Here is a 10,475-nt window from a genome sequence, read left to right as displayed (position 1 = left end):
ATCGTTAAACTGTTTCATGACCTGCCTCCTGAGTTGTGGCACTGAGTTGATAAAGGTTTCACACCCATTAACTTAACCCACGTTTGTCAGGTGGGCAGGTCATCCATCATGTCTACAAAATGCAGGGCAATGATCCCTGTAGGAGCGACGCCCTCGTCGCGATAAGCCTTGCAGACCACAAGCCATCGCTCCGGGGGGCGCTGGTCCTACAAATTGCTTGTTGGCCAAGGGCACCCGAAGGGTGATCTGCAGTCAAGTGCTCACAGTTGTGTGCGCAGCGTCCAGATTTCGGGGAAGAGCACGGTGTCCAGCATCTTGCGCAAATAGCTCACACCGCCCGTGCCGCCCGTGCCGCGTTTGAACCCGATCACGCGCTCCACCGTGGTCACATGCCGAAAGCGCCACAGGCGGAAGGCGTCTTCCAGGTCGGTCAATTCTTCGCCCAGCTGGTACAGGTCCCAGTGCTGCTGCGGGTTGCGGTAGACCATTAGCCAGGCGTTTTCCACCGCAACGCTTGCCGGGTAGGGCTGTCGCCAATCGCGTTGGGTGTGGCTGCTCGGCACATCCAGACCTCGGCGTTGCAGCAGGCGCAGGCATTCGTCGTACAGCGAGGGTGCTTCGTAAGCGGCCTGCACGATGGCCGACAGGTCAGGGCGGTGCGCGTGGGGCTGGAGCATGGCCGCGTTTTTGTTACCCATCGCAAACTCGATGCAGCGGTATTGCCAGCTTTGAAAGCCACTGGACTGCGCCAGGTAGGGGCGAATGGCGCTGTACTCGGGCGGCGTCATGGTTGCCAGCACGTCCCAAGCGTGCACCAGCTGCTCCATGATGCGGCTGACGCGGGCGAGCTTTTTGAAGGCGTCGGGCAATTGGTCTTGCGCGATGCCCGCCATGGCGGCCTGCAGTTCGTGCAGCATCAGCTTCATCCACAGCTCGCTGGTCTGGTGCTGCACGATGAACAGCATCTCGTTGTGGTCGGGCGAGAGCGGTTGTTGCGCGTTCAGGATGGCGTCGAGCTGCAAGTAGTCCCCGTAGCTCATGCGACCGTCAAAGTCGAGCTGGGCTTTTTCATCGTGCACGATGCGCTCGCCTGTGGCATCGCCCGCTGCGGCGCTGGCGCTGGCGGCGGTGTCGGCGTTCGGGGTGTGGAAAGGACATGAACTCATGGGGTTCCTTTCAGGTCACGGCGTGTTTTTGCGCAAAGCGGGCGTCTTGCCACTCGCCACTTTGCATGACCTGGCACAGGTGTTCTGCGGCCTGCCACACGTCGGCATAGCCCACATACAGCGGCGTGAAACCAAAGCGCAAGATGTCGGGGTGCTGGCCGCCATCGCCCGCCCTGAAGTCGCCAATCACGCCGCGCGCAATCAGGGCTTGAACGATGGCGTAGGCGCCTTCGGCCCGGGTCAGGCTCACTTGCGAGCCGCGCAGGGCTTCTTCAGTTGGTGTGGCAATGCCAAAGCCGTGCCCGTGCAAGCGGGTGCGCACCAGCTGCATGAACAGGCCCGTGAGCGCCAGAGACTTTTGGCGAAGCGCGGCCATGCCACCCAAGGCCTCGGAGGCCAAAAAGGCGTCGAGCCCGCAGTCGAGTGCCGTGAGGCTCAAGATGGGTTGCGTGCCGCATTGGTAGCGGGTGATGCCTGCGGCAGGTTGGTAATCCGGCGTGAAGGCAAAGGGCGCGGCATGGCCCCACCAGCCTGCCAGGGGTTGCCAAAAGCGGTCGGTGTGTTGCGGATGCACCCACACAAAAGCCGGAGCGCCGGGGCCGCCGTTGAGGTATTTGTAGCCGCAACCCACCGCAAAGTCGGCCCCTGAGCCGTTCAGGTCAACGGGCACCGCGCCTGCGCTGTGCGCCAAGTCCCACACTGTGAGGATGCCCTGCGCATGAGCCTGGGCGGTGACGGCCTGCATGTTGTACATGGCCCCGGTGCGGTAGTTCACATGGGTGAGCATGAGCACCGCCACATCGGCTTGCAAGGCGGCTGCGATCTCATCGGCTTCGACCAGTTGCAGCGTGAAACCGCGTTCCTTGCACAAGGCTTCCGCGATGTACAGGTCGGTGGGGAAGTTGCTGCGCTCGCTGACGATTTTGGTTTTGTGGGGGTGGTCGGCCTTGGCGATGTGCAGGGCAGCAGCCAACACTTTGAACAGGTTGATCGAGGTGCTGTCTGCGGCGATCACTTCCCCCGGCTGGGCACCGATGACGCGGGCAATCTTGTCGCCCACGCGCTGGGGCAGGGTGAACCAGCCTGCGGTGTTCCAGCTTTTGATCAGGTCGGTGCCCCATTCGTGCGTCACGGCATGGGCCACGCGGGCAGGGACGGTTTTGGGCAGTACGCCCAGCGAGTTACCGTCCAAATAAATCACGCCAGGCGGCAAATCGAACTGGTCGCGCAGGTCGCGCAGCGGGTCTTGCGCGTCCAGCAGTTCGCAGTCTTGCAGGGTGGGGGTGAGGTTCATCATGGGCTTGTCTTTCAAGTGGTGTTCAAAGTTCGCGCAAGACCGCACGCACGGGGCTGGCGTCGGCGGTCATGAGTTTCAGGGGCAGGGCGATCAGTTCGTAATCGCCTTCGGGCACGTTGTCGAGCAGCAGGTTTTCCAGCACGCGCAAGCCGCGTTGGCGAATGACTTGGTGGCTGGGCAGTTGCTTGCTGTCGGCCGGGTCGATGCTGGCGCTGTCGGTGCCGATCAGCAGCACGCCCAGGTCGGCCAAGTGCTGCACGCAGGCGGGGTCAAAGGCGGTGAGTTGGGTGTCGAAGTGTTGACGTGGAAATTGGCGGTAGGTGCGCACCAGCAGCCGCTCGGGCACATCGCTCAGGGCGTGTTGCAGGTGGGCGATGGTGATCAAGGGGCCAGCGTCCAGCGCGTGGATGACGCGGCAGCGGCCCAGAAAGGGCAGCAGGTCCAAAGCGCCCACCGCCGCGCCTTGCGGGTCGTAATGCAGTGGGGCATCGGCATGCGCGCCCACATGAGGCGACAGGGTGATGGCACTCACGTTGACCGGGCATGCATCAGTCAGCGTGGCAGCCCATTGCTGGGTGTAGGGCGTGTCGCCCGGAAAGACCGGGCTTTGCGCATCGACAGGAGGGGAAATGTCCCAAAGTTTTTTCATGGTGTGCGAAGGTAGCACCCCACAAAAAACCGTGGTGTCGGTTATTTCCAACACCCGTGAAAAAGACTTCAGACGTTCAGCGCAGGCAGGCCATGGCGTCGACGCGCTTGCTCACAATCGGGGCTGCCTTCTTCAAACTCTCGGCAAGGCGATGGCCGCCATTCGTAAATGCCGCAAATCGCTTTTTCGCCCGTTTTGCCATAGAGCGCGGCGCAGCGCGGCGGGCTGTGGTCGGTGCCGCGCATGCGGCAGGTGTGCTCAGTGATGGGCGAGGCCAGTCCGGCAGGCACATCGCCGCCGGCTTCTTCGTATTCGTACACGGAAAAATCCACCCGAAAGCTGACGCAGCAAGCGCCGCAGGTGGTGCAGTTGGACATGGGGTGAAAAGGGGAATAGACCCCGGATCAAGTCCGGGGTAATGAATCAAGCCTGGACGCGGCCCAAGAGCAAAAACTCCATGAGCGCCTTTTGCACATGCATGCGGTTTTCGGCTTCGTCCCAGACCACCGATTGCGGGCCGTCGATGACTTCGGCGCTGACTTCTTCGCCCCGGTGCGCAGGCAGGCAATGCATGAACAGGGCGTCGGGCTTGGCCACTTGCATCATGGCTTCGTCCACACACCAGTCGGCAAAGGCTTTCTTGCGGGCTTCGTTCTCGGCTTCGTAGCCCATGCTGGTCCACACGTCTGTGGTGACCAAGTCGGCATCACGGCAGGCGTCTTGCGGGTTTTGGAAGATTTTGTAGCAGTCGGCGCTGCGCAAACCGGCCACGGCCTGGTCCACTTCGTAGCCGCTGGGCGTGCTCAGGTGTACCGTGAAACCCAGCAACTCGGCCGCCTGCAGCCAGGTGTTGGCCATGTTGTTGCCATCACCCACCCAAGCCACCACTTTGCCCTTCAGGTAAGACGGGTCCGGTTGGCCCTGGGCGTCCAGGCCCCGGTGCTCCAGCAGGGTAAAGAGGTCGGCCAGAATTTGGCAGGGGTGGAACTCGTTGGTCAGGCCGTTGATGACGGGCACGCGCGAGTGCGAGGCAAAGCGCTCAATTTTGTCTTGGCCGTAGGTGCGGATCATGACGATGTCTGTCATGCGGCTGATCACCCGGGCGCTGTCTTCGATGGGCTCGGAGCGGCCCAGCTGGCTGTCGCCCGTGGTCAGGTGCACCACCGAGCCACCCAGTTGGTACATGCCGGCCTCAAAGCTCACGCGGGTGCGGGTGCTGGCTTTTTCGAAAATCATGGCCAGCGTGCGGTCGGCCAGCGGGTGGTACTTTTCGTAAGCCTTGAACTTGCGCTTGATCTCGGCAGCGCGTGCAAACACATGTGCGTACTCGTCGGCCGTGAGGTCAGTGAACTGCAGGTAGTGCCGCACAGGCACGGGTGGGGTCAAGCTCATGCGGTTTCTGCCAAAAAGGTGGTGATCAGGGGCACCAAAATGGCGACCACTTCGTCGGCTTCGGCCTCGGTCATGATGAGCGGCGGCACCAGGCGGATCACGCTGTCGGCCGTCACGCTCAGCAGCAGACCTGCTTCGGCGGCGCGGCTCCAGATCGGGCCGCAGGGGCGGTCGAGTTCAATGCCCAGCATCAAGCCCTGGCCACGCACTTCTTTCACGCCTGGCACGCCCGCCAGTGCCTTGTCCAGCGCACCGCGCAGATGTGCACCGACTTTGGCCGCATTGGCCATCAGGCCGTCTTTTTCCATGATGCGGATGGTCTCGACCCCGGCGCGCATGGCCAGTGGGTTGCCGCCAAAAGTGGTGCCGTGGTTGCCGGGCTGGAAGATGTGGGCGGCTTTGGGACCGGCCACCACCGCGCCAATCGGCACGCCCGAGCCCAGGCCCTTGGCCAGGGGCATCACGTCGGGCACGATGCCCGCCCACTGGTGGGCAAACCATTTGCCGGTGCGGCCCATGCCGCACTGCACCTCGTCGATCATCATCAGCCAGTCTTTTTGGTCGCACAGGGCGCGCACTTGCTGCAGGTATTCGATGCGCATCGGGTTGATGCCGCCTTCGCCCTGGATGGTTTCCATGAACACCGCCACCACATTCGGGTTGCCTTCGGTGGCTTTTTTCAGGGCTTCGATGTCGTTGACCGGCACGCGCACAAAGCCCTCCAACATGGGGCCAAAGCCTGTTTTGAGCTTCTCGTTGGCCGTGGCGCTCAGCGTAGCGATGCTGCGGCCATGGAAGGCTTTTTCGTAAACCACGATTTCGGGTTTGTCGATGCCTTTGTCGTGGCCGTATTTGCGCGCCAGTTTGATGGCCGCTTCGTTGGCCTCAAGCCCCGTGCAGCAGAAAAACACATTGGTCATGCCCGACAACTCGACCAGCTTGGCCGCCAGCACTTCGGCGTTGGGCACATGGAAGTAGTTGCAGCTGTGGATCATTTTGGCCAATTGATCTTGCAGCGCAGGCACCAAATCGGGGTGGTTGTGGCCCAAGGTGTTCACCGCAATGCCGGCCAAAGCGTCCAGATAGGACTTGCCATTGACGTCCCAAACTCGGCAACCTTGACCATGGCTGAGTGCGATGGGCAGTCGGCCATAGGTGTTCATGGTGTGCGGTGAGGCGGCTTCAATGAAAGCGGACATGCGTGAACTCCTGAAATAAAAATCGGCCCAACGAAGAGGGGCCGCTGAAAGCAGATTTTAGAGGCAGAAATACCCGGCAGGTTCAGGACTTGTCAACTTCGCTTTTGCGGGTGAGCGAGCGGTTTCAAGTCTTATATAAGATAGAATATTCGGGTAAACCAGTGGTCGGCGATCCCGAGCTCTGGACTCCACTGATTCACACCTCTATCCGATGGTCTCCAACACTGCCAAAGAAGTCTTTATCCAAGGGGTCACCGAGGACGGCAAGACCTTTCGGCCCAGCGACTGGGCCGAGCGTTTGGCAGGCGTCATGAGCCCCTTTCGCCCGGGCGGCGCCACACCGGGCAGCCACCTCAGTTATTCACCCTGGTGCATTCCCACCACCTTGGGGGGCGTCAAATGCGTGGTGGTGCACCGCGATTTGCGCGACTACAACGTCATGGCCTGGGACTTTGTCATGAATTTCGCCCGCGACAATGGCTTGCAAGTGGTCGAAGCTTGCTTGTTGCCCGATCTGTCCTGATGCCGGCCGACCATGAAAAAACCGCCCGAAGGCGGTTTTTTTTGTTTCGCTGACAGCGCACCCGTTTCAAACGGCGGCCAATGAGGTTTGGCCGGGCTGTTGATCTTTATAAGCGGATCAGGCGGCTGGGGCTGCAAGAGCCAAAGTCTTGACTTTGGCGCTCAGGCGGCTCTTGTCACGAGCAGCCTTGTTTTTGTGGAAGATGCCTTTGTCGGCAATGATGTCCACCACGGTTTGCATTTTGGCAAACAATTCAGTGGCTTTGGTCTTGTCGCCAGCTGCAACGGCTTTTTCGACGTTCTTCACAGCAGTGCGGTATTTCGAGCGCAGCGAAGAGTTCGCGGCGTTGATTTTGACGTCTTGACGGACGCGTTTACGACCGGAAGCAAGACGGGGGTTTTTCTTTTTGGGTTTAGCGGATGCCATATTTATGTTCTTTCAATGTCTGAGGATGTTGTCAAGCGAACCCGGCATTCTAGCAGATGCTCTGCAGTCCCCAGCTGCGTTTTAGACCCCAGCATCAAGGCTGGGCATGCACCCAGCGCGAGCCCCGTCCTGAACCGTACAACTGATATGCCCTTGATCGCCCTTGGATGACTGCTTTTGCGCTGCCAAGAGGTCGCTACACTCCTGCACTGTGAGCCTTTTACGATCTGCTTCTGTTGTGTCCATATTGACCCTGGCCTCTCGGGTCACAGGGTTGGTGCGCGAGTTGCTCATGGCTTCGATGTTTGGGGCCAGTGCCTTGACCGATGCCTTCAATGTGGCCTTTCGAATTCCCAATTTGTTTCGTCGTTTGTTCGCAGAAGGGGCATTCAGCCAGGCTTTTGTGCCGGTGTTGGCCGCCACGCGGGCCCAACATGGTGACGAGGCCACAAAGGAAGTGATCGACAGTGTTGCCACGGCCTTGGCGTGGTCGGTGCTGGCTTTGTCTTTGCTGGGGGTGTTGGCCTCGCCTTGGCTGGTGTGGGCCTTGGCCAGTGGTTTGCAGCAAGATGCACGGGGTTACAACGCGGCCGTGAACATGACGCGCTGGATGTTCCCCTACATCGCTTTCATGTCCATGGTGGCTTTGTCGGCAGGTATCTTGAACACATGGAAGCGCTTTGCTGTGCCTGCGGCCACGCCTGTGCTGCTCAACGTCAGTGTGATCGCTGCAGCTTGGCTGCTGGCTCCTTGGTTCAGTCGCCAGGGAATAGAGGCCATTTATGCCATGCCCGTGGGCGTGATGTTGGGGGGCTTTTTGCAGCTGGCGGTGCAAATACCCGCCTTGGCCCGATTGGGCTTGCTGCCCCGCATTGGCATTCGCCCGTCTGCCGTCAAAAGGGCTTGGACCAACCCTGCCACTTTGAACATCTTGCGCCTCATGGCCCCCGCTTTGTTGGGGGTGGGGGTGGCCCAGATTTCTTTGCTCATCAACACGCAAATTGCCTCGCACCTGGCCCCGGGCAGTGTGAGTTGGTTGACCTATGCGGATCGCCTGATGGAGTTTCCGACCGCCATTTTGGGCGTGGCGCTGGGGGTGGTGTTGATGCCGCAGTTGGCCGCAGCCAAAGCCACGGGCGATACCGATCGGTATGCGGCCATGCTGGACTGGGGGTTGCGGCTGGTGTTGCTGCTGGCCCTGCCTTGTGCAGCGGCCTTGCTGGTGTTTTCTCAACCGCTGGTGTCGGTGCTCTACCACTATGGCGCGTTCACCGACAAGGATGTGCAACAAACCACCTTGGCTTTGACGGGCTACGGTGTGGGCTTGCTGGGCTTGGTGGCCATCAAGGTGCTTGCGCCGGGGTATTACGCCAGTCAGGACATCCGCACACCTGTGCGTATTGCCGTGGTGGTGCTGGTGCTCACCCAAATTTTGAACGTGGTGTTGGTGCCCTATCTGGCCCATGCCGGGCTGGCGCTGTCCATTGGTTTGGGGGCTTTGGTCAACGCCTTGTGGTTGCTGCTGGGTTTGCTGCGCCGGGGCAGTTACACACCTCAGCCAGGTTGGTGGCGTTTTGCGTTCCAGGTGCTGCTGGCAACGGCCTTGCTGTCGGCGCTGTTGGGCTTGGCGGCCCATCACCTGCCTTGGGTGGCCATGCGCCAAGAAGCTTGGCTGCGCATCGCTTGGATGTTGGGCATTTTGGTGTGCTCGGCCCTTCTTTATTTTGGTGTCTTGTGGGCCACGGGTGTGCGTCTCAAGGCCTTTCTCAAACGGTGACTGGCTTTCGGAATTGACATGCTTTTGAATTTATCACCGCCGACTCCGCTCAGCTACTTTGCCAGTCTGGTGCAAAGCGATGAGCATTTTCCTTTGCTCGAGGCTGCAGCCAGTTTGGCTCAGGACGAAGAACCCACTTTGGATGTGCAGCATGTGCTGGACGATGTGGAGCGCTTGCTCAGGCGGGTTCAGGCACGTTTGCCAGAAGATGCCGATGACTTGACCCAGTTGGCGATCTTGACCCAAGTCTTTTATCAAGACTTGGGTTTTGGGGTCAATGCCAATGACTATTACGCCCCTGAAAACAGCTACCTGAACGAGGTCCTGCGCACGCGCCGAGGGATTCCCATTTCTTTGGCCATCGTTTGGCTGGAATTGGCGCAGGCCCTGGGCTTACAGGCGCAGGGCATTTCGTTTCCCGGACACTTTTTGGTCAAAGTGAGCTTGGCGGGTGGTTTGGTGGTGCTGGACCCGCTCACGGGCAAATCGTTGGGGCTGGACAATTTGTCTGAACGCTTGAGCCCCTATCGCAGCCCGGCCGATCGTTCGGTGGCGGCGGACTTGGACGAGGGTGAGACGCCTTTGGGGCTTTATTTGCAAGCCTGCCCAGAGCGCGACATTTTGGCGCGGATGCTGCGCAACTTGAAAGAGATTTTCAGGTCTCAAGAAGACTGGCCCCGCATGCTGCAGGTGATGGACCGTTTGGTGGTTTTGTTGCCCGAGTACTGGGCTGAGCGACGCGACCGGGGCCTGGTGCATGCCGAGCTGGGCCATGTTCACGAGGCCTTGCAGGACTTGAGGCTGTATCTGGAGGCCGTGCCTTCAGGGCCAGACACCGTGGCGCTGAGAAACCGCGTGAGCGAGCTGTCGGAGCTTTGAAGGGGTAGCGAGGCCCAAAAGACGAGGACCTGGGGCCCTGCTCAGAGCCTCAGGTCCTTTGGAAAGTCCGCTGCGCTCAGGCCACCAGCACCTGCGCTCCATCGCCTTGGGCTGCAATGCGGCCAATGGTGAACACTTGTTCGCCGGCATCACGCAGGGTTTGTGCACAGGCCTCGGCTTGAGCGGCTTCAATGACGACCACCATGCCGATGCCATTGTTGAAGGTGCGGTTCATTTCGATGTCGTCAATGCCGGCGGTTGTTTGCAGCCAGGCAAACAATTCGGTTTGTGGCCAGCTGCCTTTTTGCAGGTGAGCGGCCAAGCCGTCGGGCAGCACGCGGGGAATGTTTTCAAGCAAGCCGCCGCCAGTGATGTGAGCTAACGCTTTGATGGGATGTGCCGCCAATGCTGCCAAGACATTCAGAACGTACAGGCGGGTGGGCTCCATCAGGGCTTGTTTGAAGGGCTTGCCGTCCAGGGTTGCGGGGGTGTTGCTGCCCGCGCGTTCAATGCACTTGCGCACCAGTGAAAAGCCATTCGAGTGCACGCCACTCGAGGCCAAACCCAGCACCACGTCACCCACTTGGACATTTTGTCCCGTCAGGATTTTGGATTTTTCGACCGCACCGACCGCAAAACCGGCCAGGTCGTATTCGCCAGCGGGGTACATGCCGGGCATTTCGGCCGTTTCGCCGCCGATCAAGGCGCAGCCCGACAGCTCGCAGCCTTTGGCGATGCCGCCGACCACCGCCGCTGCCGTGTCCACGTCCAGTTTGCCGCAGGCAAAGTAGTCCAAAAAGAACAGGGGCTCGGCGCCTTGCACCAGCACGTCGTTCACGCTCATGGCCACCAGGTCGATGCCCACGGTGTCGTGCATGTTCCATTCAAAAGCGAGTTTGAGCTTGGTGCCCACGCCATCGGTGCCACTGACCAGCACGGGTTCTTTGTAGCGTTTGGGCACTTCAAACAGGGCACCAAAACCGCCGATGCCCGCCAACACGCCTTCGCGCATGGTTTTTTTGGCCAGAGGTTTGATGCGCTCGACCAGCGCGTCGCCCGCAACAATGTCGACGCCGGCGTCTTTGTAGGAAAGAGGAGTTTGACTCATGGTTTTGACCCGAAAGGGTAGGTAATTGGATTACGAAGGGCCAATAAACGGGCTGGCAG

11 protein-coding genes are annotated in these 10,475 nt (G+C 60.2%); 3 read left to right on the top strand and 8 right to left on the bottom strand.

From position 1 onward, the window contains the following. Nucleotides 1–260: 260 nt before the first annotated feature. The 6 genes from kynA to B9Z48_RS14850 form a co-directional block, all read right to left on the bottom strand. Entirely contained in the window at nt 261–1,166 is a 906-nt protein-coding gene (gene kynA, locus B9Z48_RS14875) for a tryptophan 2,3-dioxygenase (RefSeq protein ID WP_108379383.1), read from the bottom strand. Between the two features lie 10 nt (nt 1,167–1,176). Further along, a complete protein-coding gene (kynU, locus tag B9Z48_RS14870; RefSeq protein WP_199233529.1) occupies nt 1,177–2,463 on the bottom strand; it encodes a kynureninase in 1,287 nt (428 codons plus the stop codon). Nucleotides 2,464–2,485: 22 nt separating this feature from the next. Next, nucleotides 2,486–3,112, bottom strand: a complete 627-nt coding sequence (kynB, locus tag B9Z48_RS14865; RefSeq protein ID WP_108379381.1) for an arylformamidase — start codon at nt 3,110–3,112, stop codon at nt 2,486–2,488. Between the two features lie 68 nt (nt 3,113–3,180). Continuing rightward, on the bottom strand, nt 3,181–3,489 hold the full coding sequence (locus tag B9Z48_RS14860; protein ID WP_108379379.1) for a YkgJ family cysteine cluster protein: 309 nt from the start codon (nt 3,487–3,489) through the stop codon (nt 3,181–3,183). A 46-nt stretch (nt 3,490–3,535) separates the two neighbouring features. Beyond that, on the bottom strand, nt 3,536–4,504 hold the full coding sequence (argF, locus tag B9Z48_RS14855; protein WP_108379377.1) for an ornithine carbamoyltransferase: 969 nt from the start codon (nt 4,502–4,504) through the stop codon (nt 3,536–3,538). Continuing rightward, a complete protein-coding gene (locus B9Z48_RS14850) occupies nt 4,501–5,703 on the bottom strand; it encodes an aspartate aminotransferase family protein (RefSeq protein ID WP_108379375.1) in 1,203 nt (400 codons plus the stop codon). The genes argF and B9Z48_RS14850 overlap by 4 nt, the downstream gene beginning before the upstream one ends. A 211-nt stretch (nt 5,704–5,914) precedes the next feature. On the opposite strand from B9Z48_RS14850, the gene B9Z48_RS14845 reads away from it, so the two are divergent. Then, nucleotides 5,915–6,226 (top strand): DUF3579 domain-containing protein, encoded by a 312-nt coding sequence (locus B9Z48_RS14845; protein ID WP_089963356.1) that lies wholly within the window; start codon nt 5,915–5,917, stop codon nt 6,224–6,226. A 117-nt stretch (nt 6,227–6,343) separates the two neighbouring features. Here B9Z48_RS14845 and rpsT read toward each other — a convergent pair whose 3' ends face one another. Further along, a complete protein-coding gene (rpsT, locus tag B9Z48_RS14840; protein WP_089963354.1) occupies nt 6,344–6,652 on the bottom strand; it encodes a 30S ribosomal protein S20 in 309 nt (102 codons plus the stop codon). Nucleotides 6,653–6,863: 211 nt separating this feature from the next. Between rpsT and murJ the strand changes: the two genes are divergently transcribed. Then, entirely contained in the window at nt 6,864–8,429 is a 1,566-nt protein-coding gene (murJ, locus tag B9Z48_RS14835) for a murein biosynthesis integral membrane protein MurJ (RefSeq protein WP_089963351.1), read from the top strand. 18 nt (nt 8,430–8,447) lie between these two features. Beyond that, a complete protein-coding gene (locus B9Z48_RS14830; protein WP_089963349.1) occupies nt 8,448–9,308 on the top strand; it encodes a SirB1 family protein in 861 nt (286 codons plus the stop codon). 76 nt (nt 9,309–9,384) lie between these two features. Here B9Z48_RS14830 and purM read toward each other — a convergent pair whose 3' ends face one another. After that, entirely contained in the window at nt 9,385–10,416 is a 1,032-nt protein-coding gene (gene purM, locus B9Z48_RS14825) for a phosphoribosylformylglycinamidine cyclo-ligase (RefSeq protein WP_108379373.1), read from the bottom strand. Nucleotides 10,417–10,475 lie beyond the last annotated feature (59 nt).

The organism is Limnohabitans sp. WS1 (assembly GCF_003063265.1).
Classification (GTDB): Bacteria; Pseudomonadota; Gammaproteobacteria; order Burkholderiales; family Burkholderiaceae_C; genus Limnohabitans_A.
Note: the sequence above shows the minus strand (reverse complement) of the source record. Positions and strands in the feature narration are given on the sequence as shown.

Coding starts and splice junctions, on each gene's coding strand:
- rpsT (WP_089963354.1), bottom strand. CDS start 6,652: ATGGCATCCGCTAAACCCAAAAAGAAAAACCCCCGTCTTGCTTCCGGT.
- kynB (WP_108379381.1), bottom strand. CDS start 3,112: ATGAAAAAACTTTGGGACATTTCCCCTCCTGTCGATGCGCAAAGCCCG.
- argF (WP_108379377.1), bottom strand. CDS start 4,504: ATGAGCTTGACCCCACCCGTGCCTGTGCGGCACTACCTGCAGTTCACT.
- B9Z48_RS14850 (WP_108379375.1), bottom strand. CDS start 5,703: ATGTCCGCTTTCATTGAAGCCGCCTCACCGCACACCATGAACACCTAT.
- kynA (WP_108379383.1), bottom strand. CDS start 1,166: ATGAGTTCATGTCCTTTCCACACCCCGAACGCCGACACCGCCGCCAGC.
- purM (WP_108379373.1), bottom strand. CDS start 10,416: ATGAGTCAAACTCCTCTTTCCTACAAAGACGCCGGCGTCGACATTGTT.
- B9Z48_RS14830 (WP_089963349.1), top strand. CDS start 8,448: ATGCTTTTGAATTTATCACCGCCGACTCCGCTCAGCTACTTTGCCAGT.
- kynU (WP_199233529.1), bottom strand. CDS start 2,463: ATGATGAACCTCACCCCCACCCTGCAAGACTGCGAACTGCTGGACGCG.
- B9Z48_RS14860 (WP_108379379.1), bottom strand. CDS start 3,489: ATGTCCAACTGCACCACCTGCGGCGCTTGCTGCGTCAGCTTTCGGGTG.
- B9Z48_RS14845 (WP_089963356.1), top strand. CDS start 5,915: ATGGTCTCCAACACTGCCAAAGAAGTCTTTATCCAAGGGGTCACCGAG.